This window comes from Streptomyces sp. ALI-76-A, from assembly GCF_030287445.1.
GTDB lineage: Bacteria > Actinomycetota > Actinomycetes > Streptomycetales > Streptomycetaceae > Streptomyces.
In genome coordinates, this window is the sequence record NZ_JASVWB010000002.1 from 5,913,488 (window position 1) to 5,938,404 (window position 24,917).

The window sequence follows — 24,917 nt, forward strand, 5'->3', positions numbered from 1 at the left end:
AACGCGCGGGCCTGTGCCTGATCACACGTGTCCGTCATGGCGGACGCCCGTGGATCTTGTGGCTCCGCTTCGAACTTTACGTCAACTTGGCAAAGATGGAAGTCCCGGAAGGGTGACAAGAATCCGGCAACCCCGCTCGGATTCGGCCACTCCGATCCGGCCGCCGTGCAGATCCACCGCCCAGCGGGCGATCGCCAGGCCGAGCCCCGTGCCCCCGTCGCTGCCGGGACCGTGCGGCCGGTTGACGCTGCCGCGGTTGAACCGCTCGAAGACGCGCCGCCACTCCGACCGCGGAATGCCGGGTCCCTCGTCGAGAACCTCCAGCTCGAGGGACTCGGGCAGAGTCCCGCGCCGCGCCTTGACCGTGACCCGGCCGTGCGGCGGGCTGTGCTTGACCGCGTTGTCGATGAGGTTCGCCACCACCTGGTGGATCCGCTCCGGGTCCGCGTGCGCGGTCAGCTCCGGCGGGGACACGTCGAGGTGCAGATGGACGTCCGTACGGGTGTGGCTGCCGGAGCCCGAGGCGATGCCCGCGCGCGCGGAGGCGACCATGTTGGCCTCCTTCAGCACGCCCGACAGGTACGGCCACACCTCGAAACGCCGCTTGCGCAGCGGTACGACGCCGTTGTCCAGCCGGGACAGGTCCAGCAGTGTCTCGACCAGCCGGCCGAGCCGCTCGGTCTGCTTCAGGGCCGTCCGCATGGTCTCCGGGTCGGCCTGGGTGACCCCGTCGACGATGTTCTCCAGCACCGCGCGCAGCCCCGCGATCGGGGTGCGCAACTCGTGCGAGACGTTCGCCACGAGTTCCTTGCGCTGGCTCTCCTGGGCCTCCAGGTCGTCCGCCATGCGGTTGATCGTCTGGGCCAGGTCGCCCAGCTCGTCGCGGCGGTTCTCCCGCACCCGGCGGGTGTAGTCGCCGTGCGAGATGGACCGGGCCACCGCGTTCATGTCGTCCAGCGGCGCGGTGAGCGAATGCGCCACGAACTGCGTAATGAGCAGTGTGGCGATCATCGAGAAGACCGTGATGAAGCGCAGCTCCGTCTGCGTGCGCACCGCGATCATCGACAGGCCGGTGGTGATCAGCACCGACGTGACCACCAGCGCGCCCAGCTTGGTCTTGATCGAGTACGGGCTCACGCCCCCCCAGGGCTCCCTGGGTCTTCTGCGACCGGCCGGCCCGTCGCTCATGGCGTCGGCGTCTCCAGGGCGTACCCGACGCCGTGCACCGTGCGGATCCGCTCGGCGCCGATCTTCCGGCGCAGCGCCTTGATGTGGCTGTCGACCGTGCGGGTGCCGGAGGCGTCCGCCCAGTCCCACACCTCCGCCAGCAGCTGCTCCCGGGAGAGCACCGCGCGCGGGGTGTTCGCCAGACAGACCAGGAGGTCGAACTCGGTGGGCGTCAGGTGGACGTCCTCGGAGCGAACCCGTACCCGGCGCTGCGCGTGGTCGATCTCCAGCTCGCCGAGCCGCAGGATGCCGCTGCGGGGCGTCGTGGCGGCCAGCGCGGCCCGCTCGACGCGGCGCAGCAGCACGTGGACCCGTGCGGCCAGCTCCCGCATGGAGAAAGGCTTCGTCATGTAGTCGTCGGCGCCGACGCCCAGCCCGACCAGCATGTCGGTCTCGTCGTCGCGCGCGGTCAGCATCAGCACCGGAACCGGCCGGGCCGCCTGGACGCGCCGGCAGACCTCCAGACCGTCGAAGCCCGGCAGCATGATGTCGAGGATCAGCAGGTCGGGCTGCCATGCCTCGGCCGTGTCCACGGCGGACGGACCGTCGACCGCCGTTTGCACGAGGAATCCCTCGGCGCGCAGACGGGTCGCGATGGCGTCCACGATCGTCGGGTCGTCCTCGACGACCAGGACCCGGCGCTGCGCGCCCGGAGTCGCCGCCGTGCCGTTGTGGGAGGTGTGTGTCTGCTCCATCGCCCGCCCCTGAGGTGTGCAATTCCGGAACCAGTGGGGTGATTCCTTGTTCGCGCATGACTGCGCTTGACGCTTGAATGATCGGCGTCAGGGAAGCAGGGTACGGGGAGTCACCGCGCCTTTGCTATCCAGGCCGGACGGCGAGATGCACGACGTCGGGCACGCCCCGGGCAACCTGGATCTCTTCGGTACGCACCTGCCGGAACCCGGCATTCCGCAAGCTTCCCTCGAATTTCGGTGAGGGTCGGGCGGACCACACCGCCAGTACCCCGCCCGGCTTCAACGCCCTTGCGCAGCTTGTGAGTCCGGCGGAGGAGTACAGGCTGTCGTTGCCCTCGGTGACCGTCCAGTCCGGGCCGTTGTCGATGTCGAGGCACAACGCGTCGAATGTGTCGCATGTCTCATTGACGAATGCGACCAGATCGGTTTTCACAATGTCGGTGCGGGGATCGGCGAAAGCCTCGGCGGACAGGGCCGCCAGGGGTCCCTCGCGGTGCCAGTCGATGATCGCGGTCTCACGTTCCACCACCGTGATACGGCCCCAGCGGGGGTTCGCGGCGGCGTGCGCGAGCGAGAAGCCGACGCCGAGTCCGCCGATCAGCACGCTCGGCTCGGCCCGGTCGTCGAGGGCGTCCAGTGCCGCGTCGATCAGCCGTCGTTCCGAGCGGCCGTCCGAGGTGTCCATCAGGAAGCAGCCGTTGGCGATGATCTGCAGCAACGCGCCGTGCCGGCGCAGGACGACCTCGCCGTAGGGGCCCTCGCGGCGGTCCAGGACCTGGGGCGCGTCGTGGGAGACGCCCTGCGCGACGCCGTCGTGCGGAGCACCGTCGTGCGCGACGGTGTGCGGAGTGTCGTACGGGGTGAGCATCGGCCCATTTTGGCAGGGGGGGCGGTGACTTCGAAGGGCTTCTGTGGCGAGGGTCATGGACAGCGGCCCGACGGGGCGCGAAAGGTGGGGCGGAACGGAAGGGGCGGCTCACCGTGGAACCGGGCGGGCAGAGGGGCGCGTCGGGTGGTGCGTCGGTGTCGGGTCGTGGGTCCGTGTCGGGTGGTGGGCCGGCGTCGGGTCGTGCGTCGGTGTCGGGTCGTGCGTCGGCGTCGGGTCGTGGGTCCGTGCCGGGGCCGTCCGGTGGTGGTTCGGGAGCGGGTCCGCGTCCGCGTGGGCGACGGTCGCTGTGCGGACTTGCCCTGGTGCCGTTCACCAGTGGGTACGCCGTGGTGCTCGCCGTCACCTCGCTGGTCGCGGAGTACGCCGGTCCCGAGACCGTGCACGCCCTGCACCAGGCATCCAGTACCGATGTGGCACACCTCGTGCGGACGCCCCTACTGGTGCTGCCGGCCAGCGCGCTGTGGATCGCGGGCGGGATCCTCACGCCGTACGCGCTCGGCTTCCTGCTTGTTCTCGCGGTACTGGAGCGGCGGATCGGCGGGACGCGCACGGCCTGTGTGTTCCTGCTCGGGCACGTCCCCACCACGCTGGTGACCGAGGGGGCGGTCGGGCTCGCGGTGCTGGCCGGGCAGTTGCCCGACAGTTCGCTGCACCGGCTCGACTACGGCGTCAGTTTCGGCGGGGCCGCGTGTGCGGGCGCCCTCGCGGGACTGCTCACGCCGTGGCCGCGGTGGCTGTTGCTGGTGGTTCTCGGGAGCGTGCTCGTGGGGGACCTGCTCGCGGTCACGGACCCGATGACGAACTGGGGTCACCTGACGGCGTTCGCGATCGGGATAGCGCTGTGGCGTTCGGTACGGCGGTGGCGACGGGCTCGGGCGAGGTGAACCCCGGGGGCGTCCCCGGGGGTCGGGAAGTGTCGCGTGCGAGTGCGGTGCGAGTGGTTCCTACAGGTGGCTCAGGCTGTGATCCGCGACAGGAAAGCCAGGCCTGAACCGTGCATGATTTGGCCGCCCGGATTCACTGTGCGCATTCGATAGAGCGTCGATCCGGAGCAAAGTGGAACTGCGGGATATTTGTCGTCGAACCTGGACATGCGGCTGCGGATCTCTCGGGAAATCATGCCGTTACTCTTCCCTTTGTGTAGCTGGAGTCGACTGGAAATCGAGGTCGCCCGGGCGGATGGCTGAAAAAAGTTCACGGAGTCAGGCAAAGGGGCATCTTGCGAAGGCCTGAATCATGAAGATACGTTCGTTCCTGCGCTGGACGGCCGGGGAGTCGGGCGCTGGCCGTGGCAAGTCATTTCGCAGGGCACCATTCACCAGGAACAGGAGATCCGCATGAATCTCAATCACGAGACCGCGCAGGACTTCGACGTCGACGCCCTCCTTGCCCTCGCCGAGGCTGACGAGGCCCTCTCCGTCGAGACCGTCACTCCCAACCGCCTCAACAGCAAGTACGCCCTTCTGCAGGAGCCCGGCAACGGCTGACCGGTGGACTTGCGCTTCAGTCTGACCGGCTGAGGCACGTCCCGTCCGCGTTCTGATGGCCACACTCGACTCCCCATCCAGCATCGGACCTTCACGAGGGCTCACATGCGGCAGCCTCGAATACTTCTCGTCAACCCGCCCATCTGGAACGTCTACGCGCCCCACCTCGCAGTTCCACTGCTGGCCGCAGTCATGCGTCGGCACAACTGGCAGGTGTCATCCCTCGATCTGAGCATTGAGCAGACAAACTGGCTGCTTTCCGCCGAAGGATTGCAGGCGCTGCGTCCCCAGGCGGAACGCCGCCTGGGCGAGACGGCTCCCGATGAGCGACGAGCGCACGAGGAGATCCTCGCCGTGTTCGGTGACACAGTGGCGCGCATCGACAGCGCTAGAGCCGCACTCAAGTCCCGGCAGATTCTGACGGACCCGTTTTCCTTTACGGATGCGGCCACGGTCGTACGTAATGGTCTTGCCTGCGTTTCGGCTTCGTTTCCCGGTTTGAATTTCGACCTCCGGGGGAACTTTTCCTGCTTCTCCCACCGGCGCTCGGATTCCGTCCTGCAGGCGGCGAGGTCGGCGGATCGCAACGTGTACGGATGGGCTCTGGAGCGTCGCCCGATCCCTGAACTGGAGGACACCGACCTGGCGGTGGTCGGCATCTCGGTGTCCGCCGACACACAGCTGATCGCGGCCCTCACCGTGGCCCGCCACGTCAAACGCCGACGGCCCGACGTGCACGTGGTCATGGGCGGCAACCTCACGACGCGCATGGTGAGCCGCTGGCAGGAGGAGCACCCCTTCTTCGAGTACGTGGACTCGTTCGTGTCCTACGAGGGCGAGGACGCGCTGCCGGCGCTGTGCGACCGGATCACCGGCGCCGACCACAGGGTTGTCCCGGGGCTGCTGGAACGCGACGGCCGCGGTGGGCTCCTGCGTACCCCGGCAGCCATGGTCGACGTGTCCCATCTGCCCACGCCGGACTTCGACGGTCTGCCGCTCGACGCGTATTTCGCGCCCGGACCCGTCCTGCCACTTCAGGCCTCGCGGAGCTGCGCCTGGGACTGCGCCTTCTGCTCGATCCCGTTCGCCAGCAACAAGTTCCGTATCCGGCGCGCCGACCAGGTCGTCCATGACATGGCCGCCCTCGCGGCCAAGCACGGCAGCGACACCTTCATGTTCGTCGACGAGATCATGACGCTCACGTCGCTGCGCGGGGTGTCACGGCAGCTGATCGACGGGGGGCACAGGCTCTCCTGGTACGGGGAGACCCGGTTCAGCAAGGGGCTCGACGAAGAGCTGGCGAAGGCACTCCGCGACTCCGGGTGCCGGCGTCTCGACCTCGGCCTCGAGTCGTACAACCAGCGCGTGCTGGACCTGATGCGCAAGGGCACCAAGGTCGCCGACATCGAGCCGTCGCTCCAGGCTCTCCTGGGGAACAAGGTGCCTGTCCACCTCTTCTGCATGACCGGGTTTCCCGGGGAGACGGAGGAGGAGGCCCTGCGGACCCAGGAGTTCGCCGCGGAGACACTCCGCCGCTCCACGGAGGAGTTCGGCGTGCCGTACTCCACGGCCGCCAACGGGCCGTTCATCCTGGACGTGCTCTCCCCGGTCGGTGAGCGTCCCGATCTTTTCGGTGTCGAGTTGATTCCACCCGGTGAGGGCGAGGACCTGGCCTTCGATCTCGACTACACGGTCGCCGAGGGCCTCACTCAGGACGACGCGCTCCGACTCACCTCCGGCGGACCGGGTGCGGTCGCGGGAGCCGCGTTCCACCAGGGGACCTGGATCGGGGACGCGGAGGAGTGGTCGTTCCTGTGGGCGATGGCCGAGACGGACCTGCCGGCCCGGCGGGTGACCGTGCCGGCCGCCCCGTGCCCCGATGTGGACGCTGGAACCACGGTGCGGCTCGCCGACGGTGTGCGCGCTCGGACGTCGGTCACCGGGCGGGGCATCCTGCTGCACGTGCCGTCGGGCGATGCCCTGCTGTCCGTACCCCAGGAGTGGCATCCGTTGCTCGACGGGCGGTCTCACACGGTGGCCGACCTCTGGGAGAGCGTCGCTTCCACCGGACCGGCCGCCACCGCTCTGACGCGGCTCGCCGCCCACGGGGCCGTGACGTTCGAACCGGCCGGCGCCTCCGGTGAGCATCGCCTGCTCTGGTACGCCGCTCATCCCCACGAGGTGACGGACAGCCGGACCGATGGCAGCTGCCTGCTCACGTCTCCGGAGACGGGAAACCGAGTCAGGGTCTCCGCCGCCGGCCGGCTCCTGTGGCTGCTCGCGGCCGACGGCGCGACGGTTGCGGAACTGTCGCCCCGGTCCCGGCTGCGGGAACACCAGCTGCGCCCGCTCCTGGAAGACCTGACCAGGCATCATGTGATCGCGGCGGCCTCCCTCCACCCCGAGCTTCTCGGGCCGCCCCTGCCGACCGCTGCGGCGCAGCGGGTCCACTGAGGGTCCACGCCCGAGTCCACCCTCGAACTGCCGCGTGTCGCGGCCCGAGTACAGGAGTTCCCCCGTGCCTCACCCGGTCTCTGTGGCAGGCGCAGAAGCAGACCGCTTCTGGAAGGAGTTCGCCTCCCGTCACTGGGAGCAGCAGCCGCTTTCCCTTCCCGCTGCTCCCGTTCAGCTGGACATCGGCGACGACGAGCTGCTGCGAGCCCTGGTTCTGGCGGCCGACAAGGGCAACCGTCCCAAGGGATCGGGGCTCCCGAAGGTCGTGGTGACGGTGGACGGCCGGACACAGCCGATCGATACGCGGTCCTTCCTCCCCCTGCCCGAGGACCGTTCCCTGGACGACTACACCGCCCGGGTCGACGAGCGGATGCGAGATCACGAATGGAGCGTCGCCGTATCCGGCCTGCACGCGGTCGACGCGCCGCTGTGGGACCGGGCCAAGCGACTGTCCGACGACGTCTACCGGTACACGGGAACACGGGTCGCCGGCCGCGTGGACATGGACACCTTCATCGGCCGGTACACCTCCACCAACGTCGGCGTGCACGTCGACCACGCCGGGAACTTCGGTTTCACCCTGCGTGGCCGCAAGTCCCTCCTCACGTGGCCGCCGGAGCGCGCCGGGCAGGTCCCGCAGCACACCGCCGACTACGCGTCGGCTCGTGACCTGGCCGATGTGCTGGTCGGCGTGCCCGGCGCGCTGACCTACTTCCCCTCCGAACAACTGCACGTGGGCGAGTCCCCCGACGCCGTGGCCGTCAACGTCAACATCGCCTTCTTCACGAAGAGCGATCCGGCGTCCCTCGTCATCGATGCCGTCAGCGGCCTGCTCGCCCGGACCCGCACCGACGAGGCCGACTCCGGTGCGCACTCCGCGGGCGGCATTCCGGCAGCGGCCGCGGCCACGCTCACGGCTCTTTCGGAACTGACCGGTGACGAGATCGAGGACCTCGTCTGGGAGCGCCACATGCGTTCGGTGACGTCCGGCGGACTCGGCGTGGGCCGACCGGCCGGATCCCCTGTTCCGGTACCGCGCGACGCCCGGGTACGGATCCCCGGAGACATCGTGGTGCGGCAGCGGCGGCTCACCGACGGCCGCCGCGCCGTGGCCACGCAGGGCCACACCCTGAAAGTCACCGACCACCCGCAGGTCGAGGCAGCCGTGACCACCCTGGCCGCAGGAGACACCCTCGACCTCGCGGACTGGGAGCGCCGGGTGGACAGTTCGGCTGTCCCCTTGCTCCATGCCGTGCTGTTGAGGCTGTGGACCTGGCGGGCCGTCGACGTGGAGGCCGCCCTGTCCGCTCCCGCACCGCGGACGGAGCCGCTCCAGTGACGTCCCTGCGGCAGGGCAGGGCGGCGACACTCCTGGTGGTCGCCGCCCTGCTGGTGAGTACGGTCGGTGACGAGGTCGCCATGGTGGCGCTGGCCCTGCGCGGCGCCGACCGCACGGGGCTGACGTCGGTGGTGTCGGCGCAGATGCTCGCCGGCCTGGTCCCCGGCATCGCCCTGGGCGGCCCCATCGGACGGATCGTCGACCGCTTCCGCGCGGACGCGGTCCTGGGCGTGACCCTGGTCCTGGAGTGCCTGATCGCAGCGGCCGCCGCCGCGGTCGCGGACGGCGCGGTGCTGCTCATCGCCACGATGCTGCTGCTGGGTGCCTTGGGGGCTGTCGCCCAGACCTGCGTGATGGCGCTCGTGCCGCAGCTGTTCCCGGCCTCCGACGCCCAGCTGCGGGTGAACAGCCTCATGGAGTCGGTGAGGAACGCGGGGTACGTCGTCGGCCCGCTGCTGGTGGGCCTGTTGACGGCGCGTGGCGGCACCGGGCTGGCCTTGGCGGTCGACGCGGGGACGTTCGCCTTCGCCCTGCTGGCCGTGCCGGTGATCAGCCGCTGGCTCGTCATGGCGGCCCGGGACGCGCGGACAGCCGGCGCTTCCGACGGCCCCGCTGACGGAACGGACGAAGCGGTCACGGACGGACCGCGGTCCTCGGGGAAGACCTCGGGGGGCCTGCGGGTCGGTCTGACCCTTCTGTGGGCGGGGGCACAGCGTCGGGCGACCCTCGCCACGATCGTGGTCACCGTCGCGGCCACCTCGGTCGTCAACGTGCTGCTGCCCTTCTTCGCGGACGAGATCCCCGGGGGCACGGCGTTCTACGGCGTGCTGCTGGCCACCTGGAGCGTGGGTCTGGTGCTGGGGCCGTTCACCCTGAGGGGCCGGCTCGGTCGCCGGCCCACCTCCGTCGTCGCCGTCGGAGCCGCGGCGATCGTCGGCCTCAGTTATCTGGTGACCGGCGCCTACCCTGTCGTTCCGCTGATGCTGGCCGCCTTCCTGTGCGGCGGCATGGCCAACGCCGTGCAGAACGTGGCGCTCCGCACGTATGTCATGGCCGAATGCCCACCGGATGTGCGGGGCCGGGTCGGCGCCGCCTACGGAGCGACGCTGCAGAGCTCGGTGGCCGTCGGCTTCGCCCTGGCGGCGCTCGCGCCCGCCGAGTGGGCCCGCTGGGGCATCCTCGTCGGCGGCGCGGTCGCCTTCCTGGCCGGCTCGATCGGCTGGCTGCGTACGCGCGCGGTGGCCCCCGCACCGGTGCCGGCCGAGGGCGTCTCCGTGGCCGCCGGGCAGGGATCGGAGGGAGGCACGCTGTGAGCAGCCGAGGCACCGGGCTCGATCCGGTCATCCCCCGGTTCTGCGCCCAGACGGGAGCCTCGCTGCCGCTCGCCTGGGAACTCGCCTGGTCGGAGCAGTCCGAAGACGCCGCGGTGAGACTGACACCACCGCCGGGTGCCCAGGCGGCCGACCGCGCCGTCTGGCCCCGCCGCCTGTCTCCTGGCGTCAGGCTCAGCCTGCCGTCCGGGGTGCGGCTCCGGACCACGCCTGTCCCGTTCCTGCACGACGGAGGGCCCGTCGCGGTGTTGTTCGGGCCGGGCCCCCCGGCCTTCGCCGAGGTACCCGAGCCGGTCGGTGATCTACTCTTGCGCGGTGCCTCAGTGGCCGACGTCCGTCAGGGATGGGGGGAGGCGGCGGCAGCCGTCGACCATGGTCTGGTGGGCTTGATGCGCTTCGGCCTGCTGAGCGGCGACCCGTCGCCCATGGCCCAGCAGGAGCCGGACGGTGACAGGGCGCTGGTTCAGGAGGCCTGGGTGCGGGTGGTGGAGCGGGAAGCCGGTGTCCACGTCCTCGCCCACACCGTGACGGGCAACTTCCTCAAGGTCGGCGCAGCCGCCCTCCAGCTGTGGCGGTGGGCAGGGCACGAGGACGGGATCGCTGCCGACCAGCTGCCCGCCAAGCTGCACGAGGTGGCAGACCGGCTGCTGTCCGCCGGCATGCTCCGGGCTGTCCGGGCCTGATACCCCCACAGCATGACGGCTGACGAGAGAACAGCCGAAGAGAGGACGATCCATGCACGATCCGGTCGGCGAGGCGCTGAGCGCCCTGGCACGTCCCGGCATGGGAACCGAGAACGCCGGTCCCGCGCTGCGCGTGCTGGCCAGGATGCTGCGTCCGCGTACCGTGCTCGAGGTGGGGGCCGGTTCCTCGACGCTGCACCTGCTCCTCGGGCTGCGTGATGCCCGGTCGGAGGCCGCCGAGGACCGGCGGATCGTCCGCGGGGAGATCGCGGCGGATGAACGGGCGTCAGTTCTGCACCCGCGTTCCGTACTCGACGACTACGCGCCGAGGCTCCTCGTCGTCGACGACCTCTCGGTACCCGGCACGTCCGCGCATCAGGTGCGGGAGGCAGCCTGTTCGCTCGGCCTCGACGACCTGCTCACCTTCGTCGAGCGGGACTTCTTCGACCTGGCGGACCAGGAGCTCGACGCATGGGGACCGCTGGACCTGGTGTGGCTCGACGCCGGCACACAGGCCGACGACGCCGGGTTCCTCACGTCGCTCTGGCCGCGTGTGGCGCCTGGCGGCACGGTCGTGCTGCACGAGCCGTACCTGGCCACGACGGTCGAGACGCACACCGGACAAGGCCACCCCCGGGTGGCGTGCCGGGTCGTCCCCACACCGCTGTTGCAGGAGCTGCGCCGGCAGGCCGCCGTTCCGGGCGGCGCATTCGACGTGCTCGCCCTGGGTGAGCCCCACAAGCACCGCCAGACGGGCCTGCTGCTGTTGCGCAAGCACGGTACGGGGGAGCGTGACAGGGGAATTCCGTTCCCGGAGGAACTCAGGGCCCTGGGCGAGACCGACTCCGCCAAGGCTCCCCGGCTGGGCTCGGTCCCGGCACCCACGGCTGGTGACACGGTGGACGCCGCGGGTGGGATTCTCGCCGTACTGGCCGACGACACCCGGCGCACCGTCTACAGCGCCGTCGTCCTCCAGGCCGACACCACTCAGGGCATCGCGGAGCGTCTGGGGATGGCTCCCGGGCGCTGCGCGAAGTCCCTCGCCGCGCTGGAGCAGGCGGGACTGGTCGCGTACGCCGAAAAACTCTGGTCCCCCGTCAACGACGTCTGGCGGCATGCGGCGCCTCGCCGTCCGCGACCACGGCCGCAGGCCTCGATACCCGCGAAGCAGAGCAAGCGCAGGGTGTTCCTGGAAGGGCTGGTACCGCTTTTCGCACCGCAGCGGCGTTACCCGGAATCCGAGGTCAACGGCATCCTGCGGGAGGTCCATCCGGATGTGGCGGCGCTGCGGCGGTACCTGGTGGAGGAGCGCCTGCTCATGCGGGCCGATGGTGAGTACTGGCGGCCGTGACCGGCTGTGGCACATGGCCGCCGCCCCAGGGCCGCGGATCAGTCCGACGGGCGGACGCCCGAGGCCGGCACCGTCGACTCCGCCCCGCTTCGTGTGAGCGCCGCGGCATGACTGTTCCCACCGGCGCCTCCGCCTGGGGTCCGCCGTCGCCGTAGGCGACCCCCGTCCCGGGCCGCGGGACAGGCTCGCCCGGCCGGGCCGTCACCGGCGCACAGACCGGCTCTGAGCCCTCGCGGCACCCGTGCGGGGGACCGACACGTCCACCGCCGGGCTCGTGCGACCGCGCCGGGTGGAACACCTCCAGCGGCCGTGGGGTTGCAGCTCCTGCGGGCGCATTCCGCCCGTCGCCGGACGCGGCCCGCGGCCGTTCCGTTCGGCGTTCGGCGGTCGGCGGTCGGCAGGCCGCGGGGTGAGCGGTGAGACCCCAGGTGAGTGATCGCTCAGAGCGAACGTGGGGCGGGGAACAATCGTGGCTCCCTACGCATTGAGTCGGTACAGCTCAACTTGACTGCCGAAGGGAAGATCATGGCTTCGACGTCCACACCGCTCACCCTGCCCGTGCTGCCGCTCGACGGCGAGGTCGTGCTGCCCGGGATGGTGGTACCGCTGGACCTGAACGACGCCGACGTGCGCGCCGCGGTGGAGGCCGCCGAGGCCGCCGCCCGGTCGGAGCCCGGCAAGCCCAGGGTCCTGCTGGTGCCGCGCATCGACGGGACGTACGCGAGCACCGGCGTGCTCGGCACCGTGGAGCAGGTCGGCCGGCTGGCCGACGGCGACCCGGGTGCGCTGATCCGCGGCCGGGGGAGGGTGAAGATCGGTGCGGGGACCACGGGTCCGGGCGCCGCCCTCTGGGTCGAGGGCACTCGCGTCGACGAGAGCGTGCCCGATCCCCTGCCCGGGCAGGTCACCGAACTCGTCAAGGAGTACAAGGCACTGGCCACCGCCTGGCTGCGCAAGCGCGGTGCCTGGCAGGTCGTCGACCGGGTGCAGGCCATCGACGACGTGTCCGCCCTGGCCGACAACTCCGGTTACTCGCCCTTCCTGACCACCGAGCAGAAGGTGGAGCTGCTGGAGACCGCCGATCCGGTGGCCCGGCTGAAGCTGGCCACCCAGCAGCTGCGCGACCACCTCGCCGAGCAGGACGTGGCGGAGACCATCGCCAAGGACGTCCAGGAAGGCGTCGACAAGCAGCAGCGGGAGTTCCTGCTGCGGCGTCAGCTGGAGGCCGTGCGGAAGGAACTGCGCGAGCTCAACGGGGAGTCGGAGGGCGAGGAGTCCGACGACTACCGGGCGCGCGTCGAGGCCGCCGATCTGCCCGAGAAGGTCCGTGAGGCCGCCCTCAAGGAGGTCGACAAGCTGGAGCGGTCGAGCGACCAGTCGCCCGAGGGTTCGTGGATCCGGACCTGGCTCGACACCGTCCTCGAACTGCCGTGGAACAAGCGGACCGAGGACCAGTACGACATCCAGGGCGCCAAGGCGGTCCTGGACGCCGAGCACGCCGGGTTGCAGGACGTGAAGGAGCGGATCACCGAGTACCTGGCGGTGCGCAAGCGCCGTACCGACCGGGGACTGGGTGTCATCGGCGGGCGGCGTGGTGGCGCCGTGCTCGCGCTCGTCGGTCCGCCCGGTGTCGGCAAGACCTCGCTGGGTGAGTCCGTGGCGCATGCCATGGGGCGCGAGTTCGTCCGCGTCGCGCTGGGCGGTGTGCGGGACGAGGCCGAGATCCGCGGGCACCGGCGTACGTACGTGGGCGCCCTGCCCGGGCGGATCGTGCGAGCCATCAAGGAGGCCGGGTCCATGAACCCGGTGGTGCTCCTCGACGAGATCGACAAGGTGGGGTCCGACTTCCGGGGCGACCCGGCCGCCGCCCTGCTGGAGGTGCTCGACCCCGCGCAGAACCACACCTTCCGGGACCACTACCTGGAGGTCGAGCTGGACCTGTCGGACGTCGTCTTCCTGGCCACGGCGAACGTGCTGGAGGCCATTCCGGAGGCGCTGCTCGACCGCATGGAACTGGTCCGGCTCGACGGGTACACCGAGGACGAGAAGATCGTCATCGCCCGGGACCACCTGCTGCCGCGTCAGCTGGAGCGGGCCGGTCTGAAGGCGGACGAGGTGACGCTCCACGAGAGCGCGCTGCGCAAGCTCGCCGGGGAGTACACCCGCGAGGCCGGCGTCCGCAACCTGGAGCGGTCCGTCGCGCGGCTGCTGCGCAAGGTCGCGGCCCAGCACGAGCTGGGCGAGCGGGAGCTGCCGTTCACCATCCGGGACGAGGACCTGCGCGGGCTGATCGGCCGGCCGCACCACGTGCCGGAGTCCGCCCAGGACCCGGCGGAGCGGCGGACCGCCGTGCCGGGTGTGGCGACCGGCCTCGCGGTCACCGGCGCCGGCGGTGACGTGCTCTTCGTCGAGGCGTCGCTGGCCGACCCGGAGACGGGCGCGGCGGGGCTGACCCTGACCGGCCAGCTGGGTGACGTGATGAAGGAGTCCGCGCAGATCGCGCTCAGCTTCCTGCGCTCGCACGGAGCCGAACTCGAGCTGCCGGTCGGTGACCTGAAGGACCGGGGGGTGCACATCCACTTCCCGGCGGGCGCGGTGCCGAAGGACGGGCCGAGCGCGGGCGTCACGATGACGACGGCGCTGGCATCGCTGCTGTCGGGACGCCTGGTCCGTACGGACGTGGCGATGACCGGTGAGGTGTCGCTGACCGGACGGGTGCTGCCGATCGGCGGGGTGAAGCAGAAGCTGCTCGCCGCCCACCGCGCGGGCGTCACGACCGTCATCATCCCCAAGCGCAACGAGCCCGACCTGGACGACGTCCCCGCGGAGGTGCTGGACAAGCTCGACGTCCACGCCGTCACGGACGTCCGCCAGGTCCTGGAGCTGGCGCTGTCCCCGGCGACCCAGGAGGCCGCCCCGGAGGTTCCGGTGGCGGCGTGACGGACGCCGCCGGACAAGGCAAGGCCCGGGTTTCGTGAGGGAGACCCGGGCCTTCGCCCTGCGGTCGGCCGTTCACCAGTGCCCGGGTCCGGTCGCGGGCGGAGCAGGAGCGCGGTGGGGCCGGAGCCCGGTGGAGCAGCAGCCCGGTGGGGCCAAAGGCTGCCGTCGGTCCGGCGCTGCGAAATACTGGCGGAGCTGCGGTGATGGTGGTGCGGTGACGGAGACCTTCAGGACCCGGAAGACCGAGGCAGGGACTGACGTGCACGAAGACGCGAACGGCGACGGACGCGGGACCGGATCCCGCGGGACCGCGAGCGGTGTGGACCAGCCCGCGTTCCTGGCGCTGGAACGCGAGCTGACCGTCCTGCTGCGGCGTGCGCGGGCCAACCAGGGCGAGATGGCCCGCGAGGTCCACCCGGACCTGGAGTCGGCGGCGTACGGCCTCCTCGTACGCCTGGACGAGTTCGGCCCCCAGCGCGCCACCGAACTCGCCGCCTACATCGGCGTCGGCAAGGCGACGATGTCCCGTCAGCTGCGCGCCCTGGAGGAACTCGGCCTGGTGGCCCGGGAGCCGGACCCGGCCGACGGCCGCGCCTGGCTGGTCGCGCTCACCCAGGAGGGCCACGACCGGGTGACCCGGGTCCGTGAGGCCCGCCGAGCGCGCTACGCCCGCCGGCTGGACGACTGGGACTCGCGCGAGGTCTCGGAACTGGCGCGGCTGCTGCACCAGTTGAACCGGCAGATGGAGAAGTAGGGCCGCGGGACCGGGCACAGGGCGCGGAGGTCCGCGGGACCGGGTACGGGACAAGCGGGGCCGCGGGACCGCGTCCCTCACAGCTCCGCGTCCCTCACAGCTCCGCGTCCCTCACAGCTCCGCGTCCCTCACAGCTCCGCGTACACCACCGTCGCGTCGTCGTGCGTCTTGCCGCGGCCGAGGTGCTGCCGCTCCCGCTCGTCCGACTGCTCCAACTCCCGTACGCGCTCCACCAGAGCCTGAGCGCCCTCCTTGCGGACGTAGGTGAAGCAGTCGGTCCAGTCGCCCTCGCGGAACCTCTCCACCCAGCGGGTCGCCCCGTCCGTCAGGGCGGCGAGGGCACGCACGTCCGTGCGCGGTACCGCTCCCGTGACCGCCCGCGCCGCCACCGTCGGGTCCGCCGCCGCGGTGAAGAAGCCGCCCTCCTTGTTGCGGATCGTGGAGTCGATCAGGGCGTCCGTGGCCAGGGCGGAGCGGGGGAGGAGGGCGAGACGGTCGTCCAGGTGGGGGGTCACCGTGCCGTTCGGTGACTCCAGCAGGAGCGCGGAGTCCGAGAGGACCAGATAGTCGACCGTCTCCGGTGACCAGCGGGCCAGCACCACCGTGGCCTGCGGGGTGCGTGGGTGAGAAAGATCACAAGAGGATCGGTGAACCTCGGCGGTTCGCAGAATCGCCTGGGAGAGGATCTCGGGGAGGGGCAGATCCCGGCGGGAAACGGCTATTTCGGTCAGGGCGCCGCCGAGGCGTGCGGTGAACCAGGGGACGGAATGCAGACAGCCCGTCGCGCCCTTCGGTGGTGTGACCCCGTCCAGGACCACCAGCGCGCCACCCGGTCCGGAGGCCGGGAGCGCGACGCTCGCGAAGTCCTCGTTGGGGCGGGCCGGGTCGCCCGGTTCCGAAACAAGTTCCGTACGCATCCAGCCAGTCTGCACGAGCTCTTCACAAGGTGCGCCAAAGCCTGGCAAGGATTGCGGAATTGACGCAGTCATGCAGGTCAGCCGCCTGATTTGGGCTGGATTGGCTGGCTCCGGGCAGGCGTGTCGGCGAATACTGCCACCGCCCGCCGTGGACGTCCAACCGGCCCGCCGCGCGTGGCCGCTGCATGGGCCGGAGGAACTTGCCCGCCAACTCCCGTCCGATGTTCACTCCTTCGGGTGGCGGGTCAGGTGATGCGCGACCACCGCCCACCGGCACTGGGAGGGTCGGGAACCGCACCGGGTGTATGCACCAGTTGACCCGAAAGATGGGTCGATGGGGCGTCGTCCCGGGGCCATGGGTATTCACGAGTCAGGAATGCGAGCACCGGTGCAGAAGACGCGGCCTCGTCGTACGGGCAAGCAGGCGGCCTCCGGCAAAGGCGTGGAGCAGACACCCGGCACGCCCCACTCCGGAACGCCCGGCACCCCCGGCGTCCCGGTCGTCCCCGTGGGCAAGGGGCGGCCCACCCACGTCCGCACGCGGCTCATTCTCGCCGTCGCCGTGGTGGCCGCCGCCGTGGCCGGGGCCGGCGCTCCCTCCCTGATCACCGCGTCCGGTCAGCTCGGCGACTCCCAGGACCTGGTGGTCCTGGCCGAGCAGACCCAGGACGCGCTCGCTCTCGCCCACTCGCTCGCCGACGAACGCGACGAGGTCACCTCGTACATCGCCGCCGGGCGCCCCAAGTCGAAGGCGCCCTCCGAGCAGCGCAGCGCCCGGGTCGACCGGGAGGTCGAGGAGCTGCGTGCCGACCCGGAGGCGCCCGCCTCGCTCCGCGCCGACCTGGAGGACGTCGCCGCCGTCAGGCGAGCGGCGCTCACCGGCAAGAGCACCGCTCTCGAAGCGCACAACGCCTACTCGGCGGCCATCACCGACCTGCACAATCTCGCCGAGCGGCTGGCCGAGCGGATGCCGCCCCGCGCGGGCTCCGGCGCGTACGCCCTCGCCGAGCTGGACTCCGCCGTCCAGCAGGCCGCCGCCGCCCGAGGACTCCTGCTCGCCGCGCTGAACGTGCCGACGACGACCCAGACCGTCATCGACCCCACGACCGGTCTGCCGGCCACCGAGACCGGCTCCTCGGACGCCGACACCAAGCAGCGCGACGCCCTCAGCGCCGCCGCCCAGCAGGCCCGCCTGCGCTCCGACGCCGCCCTCGCCGACTTCCAGGACGTCGCGCCCGCCGCGGCCAAGGCGCGCTACGACTCCACGGTCACCGGTCCCGAGGTCAACTCCGCCGAGAAGTACCTGGCCTCCCTCACCGACCAGCCGACCCTGAGCACCGACGAGCTCGACACCGGTTCCGGCAAGGTCGACGCCGCCCTCTCCGCCCGGATCGACGCGATGCGCGGTGCGGAGGCCGCCCTCTACGACCGCCGGGTCAAGGAGCTCGTCCAGCTGCGCGACGACGACGTCACCGCCCTGGAGATCCGCGTCGCCGCCCTCGGTGCCCTGGTGCTGCTGGCCGTCGGCATCGCCACCGGTCTGGCCCGCACCCTCACCCGGCCGCTGTCCGTGCTGCGCCGCGGGTCCGCCCGGCTGGCCGGGGCCGAGGACCCCACCGCCGAGGAACCGGTGGCCTTCACCGGCCGCAACGACGAGTTCGCCCAGGTCGTCCGCTCCGTCAACGCCCTGCACGCGCACGCCGCCGCCCTCGCCGAGCGCGTCACGACCCTGGAGGCCGACCGCAAGCACCTGGTCGGCCAGCGGCAGAAGATGGCCGACGCCCGCGAGCAGTTGAAGGCGGAACTCGCCGAGTCCGCCGCCCAGTTGGAGCGAATGCGCACCAGCAACTCCACCACCTTCGTCAACCTCGCACTGCGCACACTCGGCCTGGTGGAGCGGCAACTGGCCGTCATCGAGGGCCTGGAGGAGCGCGAGCAGGACCCCGAGCGGCTCGCCACGCTCTTCAAGCTGGACCACTTCGCCACCGTCATGCGCCGGCACAGCGAGAACCTGCTCGTCCTCGCCGGGACCGAGCACGTCCAGCAGAGCGCCGGTCCGGTCCCGCTGGTCGACGTCGTGCGCGCCGCGGTCAGCGAGATCGAGCGGTACGAGCGGGTGCGCATCGCCGCGCTGCCGCCGCACGCGCACGTGGTCGGCTTCGCCGCCGACGACCTCTCCCACCTGCTCGCCGAACTCATGGAGAACGCCACCTCGTTCTCCCCGCCCGACCTGCCCGTCGAGGTCTCTGGCTGGCTCCTGGAGAGCGGCGAGGTCATGCTCTCCGTCCAGGACGAGGGCATCGGCATGAGCGCCGACCGGATGAGCGCCCTCAACGCCCGCCTCGCCGACTTCGACCCCGAGACGTCGTACGACTCCTACGGCTCGGCGGACGACGACGGCGCGGAGGGGCTCGGTCTCGGCCTGTACGTGGTGGCCCGGCTCGCCCACCGGCACGGCGTGCGGGTGCGGTTGCGCGAGCAGAAGCAGGGGGGTGTCGCCGCGGTCGTCGTCCTGCCGAAGAGCCTGCTGGCCGCCGCGCCGTCCGCCGCCGTTCCGGCGTCGTCGCCGCCGGTCGCCGGCGGCACCCAGACCTTCTCCCTCCCCGGCGCGGACGCCGAGGTCAACTCCAACGTCCTCAGCGGCCGCGACAAGGGCGAGGACCCGCTGGTCGCGCTCGCCGAGAAGGCCGTACGAGGCTCGGAGACGGCCGAGAACGAAGAAGCCGACACCCGGCTGGACGAAACCCGGCTGGACGGGACCCGGCGGGGCGCGGACGACGGAGGCGCGGACGACGGAGGCGCGGACGACCGAGACGCGGACGACCGAGGCGCCGGCGGACGGGACGGGGACCGACGGGACGGGGGCGGACCGTCGGCGGCGGAGTCACCGGCCGAGACCACGATGGAGCTTCTCGTCCCGGAGCCCCAGCTCCACGAGACGGCCGGGACCGACGAGCCGACAGCCACCGCGGACCCGCACCCGAACCAGCGCCCGTACGCGAACGAGGACCCGTACGCGAACCAGGACCCGCCCGCGGCCGACCACAACCCGCCCGCGGCCGACCACAACCCGCCCGCGGCCGACCACAACCCGCACCGGGACCCGGCCGCGGACCCGTACACCATCGGCCCCGACCGCCACGAGCGCGTCCCCGACCGCCGGGAGGAGATCGTCCCCGACCAGCGGGACGAGGTCCTCACCGGCCGACCGGAGAACCCGGAGAACCCGGAGGACCGGGAGGACCGGGACGAGCCGGACGAGCCCGTCACCGACAAGGGCCTCCCCAAGCGCACTCCGAAGATCACCGCCCCGGCCGCCGCCCCGCGTCAGCGGAGCGGGTCCGTCGACGCCGAGGCACTCCGCCGCCGCCTGGGCGGCTTCCGCCGGGGGGCGGAGGCCGGCCACCGCGACGTGGAGGCGGAGATCGCCGAGCGGACGGGGCAGCACCAGGCACCCGCCAGGGATGCCGAAGGAACCGCACAAGCCGAAGAAGCCACGGGGGGCACCGTCGAGGAGGCAAGCAGTTGACCGCGCCCAGCACCTTCGGACTGAGCCGTGAGGCCCGCAATCTTCACTTCCTGCTGACCAATCTCGTCGAGGAGGTGCCGGGCATCCAGTCGGTCGCCGTCGTCTCCTCCGACGGACTGCTCCTGCTCTCCTCCGACCCCGGTCGCAACGCCGCGGCCCGGGAGGCCCGCGAGGAGAAGCCGTCCGGCCCGCGCGGCTCCTCCGCCGACCTCGCGACCATCGTCTCCGGCATCGGCAGCCTCACCGTCGGCGCCGCCAGACTGATGGAGTCCGGCCCGGTGCGGCACACCATGGTCGCGATGGACGAGGGCAGTCTGTTCGTGATGTCGATCAGCGACGGCTCGCTGCTCGGCGTACACGGCTCCGCGGACTGCGACATGAGCGTGGTGGCGTACCACATGGCGCTCTTCGTGGGCCGCGCCGGCCACGTCCTGACACCGGAACTCCGCAGCGAGCTGCGGGAGTCCCTGGAGAGCGAGCCGACGTCGACAGGGAGCATCCGATGAGCGGTACGCCGAGCGGTGCGTCGAACAGGCTCCCGGTGCGCGGCGCGGACCGCAAACCCGCCCGGGTGCGCCCCTACTCGCTCACCGGCGGCCGTACCCGCTTCGGACACGTCCTCCTCGTGGAGACGTTCGTGGCGAGCACCGCGGCCCTCGAAGCGGCCGAGGAGCGCAGGGAGCTGGCGAACGGCTCCCTCCACACCCGGGTCATGCCGGAGATGCGGGCCATCGTCGAACTGTGCCGCCGGATGCGGACGGTGGCGGAGATCGCCGCGCTGCTGAAGATGCCACTCGGTGTGGTCCGGGTGCTCCTGAGCGACCTCGCGGACCAGGGAAAGATCCGTGTGTACGGAACAGGAACCGGTCACGGCACGGGCCGGCCGGACCGCGCTCTGCTGGAAAGGGTGCTCAGTGGACTCCGTCGTCTCTGACGCCGCTCGTAGCGTCGTCTCCCCGTTCGTCGAGGCCGAGGAGGACCTGAGGTCCTGGCAGACGGACCACACCCGCGCCCCCGTCGCGACGAAGATCGTGGTGGCGGGCGGCTTCGGCGTCGGCAAGACCACGATGGTCACCGCCGCCTCCGAGATCACGCCCCTACAGACCGAGGCGCTGATGACGGAGGCGAGCGAGGAGCACGACGACCTCACCGCCACGCCGGGCAAGCTGACCACCACCGTCGCCATGGACTTCGGCCGCCTCACGCTCGACGACGACCTGGTGCTCTACCTGTTCGGCACGCCGGGCCAGCAGCGGTTCTGGTTCATGTGGGACGACCTGGTGCGCGGCGCGATCGGCGCGGTCGTGCTGGCCGACACCCGCCGGCTGAAGGACTGCTGGCCGGCCCTGGACTACTTCGAGAGCTGCGGACTGCCGTACGTCGTCGCGGTCAACCACTTCGACGGCAGCGAGCTGTTCGAGCCGGAGGACGTGCGGGAGGCGCTCACGATCCCCGCACACATACCTGTCATGATCATGGATGCTCGGCGCAGGATCTCGGTGATCGAGACCCTGCTGTGCCTCGTCGGCCACGCGCTGGACGAGACCCCTGAGTAATCCTGAGCAGTCCCCGTAAGGAGCCAGCACCCGCATGCGGAAGATACTCGTCGTCGGAGCCGGCCAGTCCGGTCTCCAGCTCGCCCTCGGCCTCCAGTCGCAGGGGTACGAGGTCACCCTGATGTCCAACCGGACGGCGGACGAGATCCGCTCCGGCCGGGTCATGTCGACGCAGTGCATGTTCCACACGGCACTCCAGCACGAGCGCGATCTCCAGCTGAACTTCTGGGAGTCCCAGGCCCCGAAGATCGAAGGACTCGGCGTCTCGGTGGCGGCCCCCGGCTCGCACGACCCCGGTCCCACCCAGCGCGCGATCGACTGGGTGGGCCGGCTCGACGGCTACGCGCAGTCGGTCGACCAGCGGGTGAAGATGGCCGGCTGGATGGAGACGTTCGCCCAGCGGGGCGGCCAACTGGTCATCCACGGCGCCGCGGTCGGCGACCTCGACTACTTCTCCCGTACGTACGACCTGGTGCTGGTGTCGGCGGGCAAGGGCGAACTGGTGCAGATGTTCGCCCGGGACCCCGAGCGGTCCCCCTACCGCGAGCCGCAGCGGGCCCTGGCCGTGTCGTACGTGCACGGGCTGGGCCCGCGACCCGAGCACCCGGACCACCACGCGGTCCGCTGCAACCTCGTCCCGGGCGTGGGCGAGCTGTTCGTCATGCCGACGCTCACCACCTCCGGCCGCGCGGACATCCTCTTCTGGGAGGGCGTACCCGGCGGCCCGCTGGACGTCTTCAACGGCGTCAAGGACCCGGCGGAGCACCTCTCCCTGACCCTGGAACTCATGGAGAAGTTCGTCCCCTGGGAGTACGCGCGGGCCACGAAGGTCGAACTGACCGACGCCGGCGGCACTCTGGCCGGCCGGTACGCCCCCACCGTCCGCAACCCCGTCGGCAGGCTGCCCGGCGGCGGCCTGGTCCTCGGCGTCGCCGACGTGGTCGTCGCGAACGACCCGATCACCGGACAGGGTTCCAACTCGGCGTCCAAGTGCGCCGCTTCCTACCTCGCGTCGATCCTGGAGCACGGGGAGCGGGAGTTCGACGAGACCTGGATGCGGGCGACGTTCGAGCGGTACTGGGAGACGGCCCGCCATGTGACCAGGTGGACGAACGCGATGCTGGCGCCGCCGCCGGAGCACGTGCTGAACCTGATCGGCGCGGCGGGTCAGCTCCCGCCGGTCGCCGACCGGTTCGCCAACGGGTTCGACGATCCGGCCGACTTCGAGAACTTCTTCTACGACCCGGAGAAGACGCAGGCGTACCTGGAGTCGGTGACCGGCGCCTGACCGTCCTGACCATCCGCCGCCGCTGCCGCACGACAGGCGGGAGCGGCCCGCCGGGGCTAGCCTGGAAGGGCCTGGGCGGGGCTCGACGAGGCAATCCAGAAACGTCAGGACCTGCTGCGGCCGCGCCGTGACCACCGGCACGGGACCGCTCCGGCGCAGGCGCGCGACGACGGCCGGCAGGCTCTGCTCACCGAAGGGACGGTGGGAAGAATGGCCGCACTGATGTTGCGCCGGACGGCGACGGTGCTCTCCTCGTGTGCCGTCGCCGCCGGAATCGTGATGGCGCCCGAAGCCGGCGCCGCACCCGCGGCGGCGCCGACGGTCACCGACGCGGTCGCGCAGGGGTGCTACACGCGCGACGGCTATCCGCCCGACGGCGGCAGGAACATCGGCGGGAATCCGCCCAAGTACAAGTGGGACCACACCCCCTACGTCGGGGCGCGGTACGCCTCGTGCGGCAGAACCGTCCGGCTCTACTACGGCGGGTACACCAACAACACCACGCACTACAACGTCCGCTACGCCCCGCCGGGCGGCGGCTGGCAGCAGACCGAACTGCGCGCGGGCGCGCACATGATGTGGAAGTTCCCCGCCGCCTACGGCGACTACAACTTCTCGGTGCAGGCGTGCAACCGGGGTGGCGCCTTCCAGTCGTCGCGGTGCACCAACTGGTCGCCGCAGCTCTACCTCAACACACGGTGACGGCCCCTCGGCACACGATCGACAGCCCAGGGGGTGATCCACACGACACCCCCTAGCCGTTCCGGGGCTCCAGGGCCCCCGGCGTCTCCGGCGTCTCCGGCGGCTCGTACCGCCGCAGGGGCCGGCCTTCCGGATCCGGACGGACCGCGCCGAGCACCGGGTTGGACGCGAGCGGGGACACCTTCACGCGCTCGCCGGGTCTGGGGGCGTGGACCACCCTGCCCTGCCCGAGGTACATCGCGACGTGGGTGGCCTCGGGGAAGTAGATCACCAGGTCGCCCGGGCGCAGCTCCGTCAGCGGAATCCTCGGCAGCCGCGCCCACTGCTCCTCGCTGGTCCGGGGGATCGGCGTCCCGGCGTGCCCCCAGGCCTCGGAGGTCAGGCCCGAGCAGTCGTACGTCCGCGGGCCTTCCGCGCCCCATTCGTACGGCTTGCCGATCTGCCGTACGGCGTACCGCACGGCCCTGTCGCCCTCCTCCGACGGCTTGCGGTCCTCGCCCAGCGCTCCGGACGCCATGAGCTTCTCCTGGGCCCGCGCCGTGCCGTCCCGCTCCAGCTCGGCGAGCGCGGTGAGCTGTTCGGCGGTGAGAGAGGCGAGGAGCGCCTCGACGTCGTCCAGGCGCCGGCGTACGTCGTCGCGCTCCTTCTTCCGGCGTTCCGTGAGGGTGAGCTGTTCGTCGAGGGCGGCGCGGGCCTTGCGCGCCAGCTCGGCGGCCCGGCGCTCGCCGCTCGTCAGCCGGCCGACCGTCCCGGCCCGCTCGCGCGCCAACTGGCCGATCAGGTGCCCCTCGTCGAGGGCGCGCTGCGGATCGCGGGCGAGCAGCAGCCGTACGTACGGGGAGATGTCGGTACTGCCCTGGTACTGCTGACGGGCCAGCCGTCCGGCCGCGCCCCGGCTCTCGTGCAGGGAGAGCCGGGCCTTCACCAGGGCGGCGTCCAGCCGTCCGGCCTCGGCCCGCCGCCGCTTCAGCCGCTCCTCGGTGGCGTTGTAGGCCTCGGTGGCCTGTTCGGCCTCCTGGTACAGCCGCTGAAGCTGCCGCAGAAGCTCGGCCACGGTCCGCTCGTCGCTGTCGCTGTCGCTGTCGCTGTCGCTGTCGCTGTCGCTGTCGGCGTCGGCGCGTTCCGCTTCCGTGACCGGCGGTTCGTCCGGGTCCGGGGTCTCCGGGGTCCGTGGTGTCGTCACCGTCCGTTCGCCGGGCTCGGACGGCTCCGGTGCCGCCATGGCGAGCCCGGGGCCCAGGACGGCCTGTACGGCGAGCGCCGCCGTGGCGGCCGTACAGGCCAGGCGCAGCAGCCTTCCTGACACGTCATCACCTCCGCTGCGGGACGGCCCCTCCATCCCGTAGGGCGAGCATCAGGCGCGCGTGCGCGGCCCGCGCGCCGGAGGTGCGCGGTTCGGCGCAACCGGGTCACTCGTGGGCGTCGTCCCGCCGCCCGCCCGGCGTGGCGCCGGGCGTTTCGCCGGGCGTGGTGCCGGGCGTGGTGCCGGGTTCCGCGCCGGGCTTCGACCACGGCCACTTCAGCCCGCTCCGAGCGCCGCCCGTCCCCGTGGCGCCTTCGGGGTCGTACGCGTACTTCCAGCCCTGCTGGAGGCCGAGCCGCCTGCTGTGCCCGCGCGGGACCCGGCGGTAGACCAGCACGGTGGGCGGGCCGCCGGCGGCGTCCGGGACGGGGATGCGGTAGGTCCTGGGCGGGTGCCCGGTGGGGCCCAGCAGGACGGGCAGCACCCGGCCGTCCATCGGGCCGCCTTCGAACGGGGTGTCTTCGCTCTTCAC

At 71.5% G+C, this 24,917-nt stretch carries 21 protein-coding genes; 15 read left to right on the forward strand and 6 right to left on the reverse strand.

The window, feature by feature from the left end:
• Positions 1–81: 81 nt before the first annotated feature.
• The 3 genes from QQS16_RS27565 to QQS16_RS27575 all read right to left on the reverse strand — a co-directional run bounded on the left by QQS16_RS27565 (position 82) and on the right by QQS16_RS27575 (position 2,790).
• Positions 82–1,188, reverse strand: coding sequence for a HAMP domain-containing sensor histidine kinase (locus QQS16_RS27565; protein ID WP_286064716.1), 1,107 nt, complete (start codon positions 1,186–1,188; stop codon positions 82–84).
• The gene (locus QQS16_RS27570) at positions 1,185–1,922 is read right to left on the reverse strand and encodes a response regulator transcription factor (protein ID WP_286064717.1); all 738 of its coding nucleotides are present in this window, start codon (positions 1,920–1,922) and stop codon (positions 1,185–1,187) included. Before QQS16_RS27570 ends, QQS16_RS27565 begins: the two co-directional genes overlap by 4 nt.
• Positions 1,923–2,046: 124 nt before the next feature.
• Positions 2,047–2,790 (reverse strand): spermine/spermidine synthase domain-containing protein, encoded by a 744-nt coding sequence (locus QQS16_RS27575; protein ID WP_286064718.1) that lies wholly within the window; start codon positions 2,788–2,790, stop codon positions 2,047–2,049.
• Positions 2,791–3,113: 323 nt separating this feature from the next.
• Here QQS16_RS27575 and QQS16_RS27580 point away from each other — a divergent pair, with 323 nt between their 5' ends.
• The 9 genes from QQS16_RS27580 (at position 3,114) to QQS16_RS27620 (ending at position 15,150) form a co-directional block, all read left to right on the forward strand.
• On the forward strand, positions 3,114–3,695 hold the full coding sequence (locus QQS16_RS27580) for a rhomboid-like protein (protein ID WP_502963847.1): 582 nt from the start codon (positions 3,114–3,116) through the stop codon (positions 3,693–3,695).
• 453 nt (positions 3,696–4,148) lie between these two features.
• Positions 4,149–4,298: a hypothetical protein gene (locus tag QQS16_RS27585; protein WP_286064719.1), complete on the forward strand. Its 150-nt coding sequence runs from the start codon at positions 4,149–4,151 to the stop codon at positions 4,296–4,298.
• A 213-nt stretch (positions 4,299–4,511) separates the two neighbouring features.
• A complete protein-coding gene (locus QQS16_RS27590) occupies positions 4,512–6,752 on the forward strand; it encodes a B12-binding domain-containing radical SAM protein (protein WP_286064720.1) in 2,241 nt (746 codons plus the stop codon).
• Positions 6,753–6,834: 82 nt separating this feature from the next.
• The gene (locus QQS16_RS27595) at positions 6,835–8,091 is read left to right on the forward strand and encodes a hypothetical protein (protein ID WP_286064721.1); all 1,257 of its coding nucleotides are present in this window, start codon (positions 6,835–6,837) and stop codon (positions 8,089–8,091) included.
• A complete protein-coding gene (locus tag QQS16_RS27600) occupies positions 8,088–9,404 on the forward strand; it encodes an MFS transporter (protein WP_286064722.1) in 1,317 nt (438 codons plus the stop codon). The genes QQS16_RS27595 and QQS16_RS27600 overlap by 4 nt, the downstream gene beginning before the upstream one ends.
• The gene (locus QQS16_RS27605; protein WP_286064723.1) at positions 9,401–10,105 is read left to right on the forward strand and encodes a hypothetical protein; all 705 of its coding nucleotides are present in this window, start codon (positions 9,401–9,403) and stop codon (positions 10,103–10,105) included. Before QQS16_RS27600 ends, QQS16_RS27605 begins: the two co-directional genes overlap by 4 nt.
• A gap of 52 nt (positions 10,106–10,157) precedes the next feature.
• Positions 10,158–11,456, forward strand: coding sequence for a DUF2087 domain-containing protein (locus tag QQS16_RS27610; RefSeq protein ID WP_286064724.1), 1,299 nt, complete (start codon positions 10,158–10,160; stop codon positions 11,454–11,456).
• Positions 11,457–11,981: 525 nt separating this feature from the next.
• Entirely contained in the window at positions 11,982–14,396 is a 2,415-nt protein-coding gene (gene lon, locus QQS16_RS27615) for an endopeptidase La (RefSeq protein WP_286064725.1), read from the forward strand.
• Between the two features lie 259 nt (positions 14,397–14,655).
• Positions 14,656–15,150, forward strand: a complete 495-nt coding sequence (locus tag QQS16_RS27620) for a MarR family winged helix-turn-helix transcriptional regulator (RefSeq protein WP_286064726.1) — start codon at positions 14,656–14,658, stop codon at positions 15,148–15,150.
• A 128-nt stretch (positions 15,151–15,278) separates the two neighbouring features.
• Here the strand turns inward: QQS16_RS27620 and QQS16_RS27625 are convergent, their stop codons facing one another.
• Positions 15,279–16,067 carry a PP2C family serine/threonine-protein phosphatase gene (locus QQS16_RS27625; protein ID WP_286064727.1) on the reverse strand — a complete coding sequence of 263 codons (789 nt, stop codon included), beginning with the start codon at positions 16,065–16,067 and terminating at the stop codon, positions 15,279–15,281.
• A 388-nt stretch (positions 16,068–16,455) separates the two neighbouring features.
• On the opposite strand from QQS16_RS27625, the gene QQS16_RS27630 reads away from it, so the two are divergent.
• From QQS16_RS27630 to QQS16_RS27655, 6 genes are all read left to right on the forward strand, one after another.
• The gene (locus QQS16_RS27630; RefSeq protein WP_502963848.1) at positions 16,456–19,596 is read left to right on the forward strand and encodes a sensor histidine kinase; all 3,141 of its coding nucleotides are present in this window, start codon (positions 16,456–16,458) and stop codon (positions 19,594–19,596) included.
• The gene (locus QQS16_RS27635) at positions 19,593–20,102 is read left to right on the forward strand and encodes a roadblock/LC7 domain-containing protein (protein WP_286064730.1); all 510 of its coding nucleotides are present in this window, start codon (positions 19,593–19,595) and stop codon (positions 20,100–20,102) included. The genes QQS16_RS27630 and QQS16_RS27635 overlap by 4 nt, the downstream gene beginning before the upstream one ends.
• Positions 20,099–20,530, forward strand: coding sequence for a DUF742 domain-containing protein (locus QQS16_RS27640; RefSeq protein ID WP_286064731.1), 432 nt, complete (start codon positions 20,099–20,101; stop codon positions 20,528–20,530). Before QQS16_RS27635 ends, QQS16_RS27640 begins: the two co-directional genes overlap by 4 nt.
• Complete coding sequence (locus QQS16_RS27645; RefSeq protein WP_286064732.1) at positions 20,511–21,152, forward strand: GTP-binding protein; 642 nt, start codon at positions 20,511–20,513, stop codon at positions 21,150–21,152. The genes QQS16_RS27640 and QQS16_RS27645 overlap by 20 nt, the downstream gene beginning before the upstream one ends.
• A gap of 34 nt (positions 21,153–21,186) precedes the next feature.
• Positions 21,187–22,440: a styrene monooxygenase/indole monooxygenase family protein gene (locus QQS16_RS27650; RefSeq protein ID WP_286064733.1), complete on the forward strand. Its 1,254-nt coding sequence runs from the start codon at positions 21,187–21,189 to the stop codon at positions 22,438–22,440.
• A 210-nt stretch (positions 22,441–22,650) separates the two neighbouring features.
• The gene (locus QQS16_RS27655) at positions 22,651–23,142 is read left to right on the forward strand and encodes a hypothetical protein (protein WP_286064734.1); all 492 of its coding nucleotides are present in this window, start codon (positions 22,651–22,653) and stop codon (positions 23,140–23,142) included.
• Between the two features lie 52 nt (positions 23,143–23,194).
• Here the strand turns inward: QQS16_RS27655 and QQS16_RS27660 are convergent, their stop codons facing one another.
• Positions 23,195–24,448, reverse strand: a complete 1,254-nt coding sequence (locus tag QQS16_RS27660; protein WP_286064735.1) for a C40 family peptidase — start codon at positions 24,446–24,448, stop codon at positions 23,195–23,197.
• Between the two features lie 103 nt (positions 24,449–24,551).
• Entirely contained in the window at positions 24,552–24,917 is a 366-nt protein-coding gene (locus tag QQS16_RS27665) for a DUF8847 domain-containing protein (RefSeq protein ID WP_286064736.1), read from the reverse strand.

Excerpts from the sequence above, each read along its gene's own strand:
- QQS16_RS27640 (WP_286064731.1), top strand. The coding sequence starts at position 20,099 with ATGAGCGGTACGCCGAGCGGTGCGTCGAACAGGCTCCCGGTGCGCGGC.
- QQS16_RS27575 (WP_286064718.1), bottom strand. The coding sequence starts at position 2,790 with ATGCTCACCCCGTACGACACTCCGCACACCGTCGCGCACGACGGTGCT.
- QQS16_RS27650 (WP_286064733.1), top strand. The coding sequence starts at position 21,187 with ATGCGGAAGATACTCGTCGTCGGAGCCGGCCAGTCCGGTCTCCAGCTC.
- QQS16_RS27565 (WP_286064716.1), bottom strand. The coding sequence starts at position 1,188 with ATGAGCGACGGGCCGGCCGGTCGCAGAAGACCCAGGGAGCCCTGGGGG.
- QQS16_RS27655 (WP_286064734.1), top strand. The coding sequence starts at position 22,651 with ATGGCCGCACTGATGTTGCGCCGGACGGCGACGGTGCTCTCCTCGTGT.
- QQS16_RS27585 (WP_286064719.1), top strand. The coding sequence starts at position 4,149 with ATGAATCTCAATCACGAGACCGCGCAGGACTTCGACGTCGACGCCCTC.
- QQS16_RS27625 (WP_286064727.1), bottom strand. The coding sequence starts at position 16,067 with ATGCGTACGGAACTTGTTTCGGAACCGGGCGACCCGGCCCGCCCCAAC.
- lon (WP_286064725.1), top strand. The coding sequence starts at position 11,982 with ATGGCTTCGACGTCCACACCGCTCACCCTGCCCGTGCTGCCGCTCGAC.
- QQS16_RS27610 (WP_286064724.1), top strand. The coding sequence starts at position 10,158 with ATGCACGATCCGGTCGGCGAGGCGCTGAGCGCCCTGGCACGTCCCGGC.
- QQS16_RS27570 (WP_286064717.1), bottom strand. The coding sequence starts at position 1,922 with ATGGAGCAGACACACACCTCCCACAACGGCACGGCGGCGACTCCGGGC.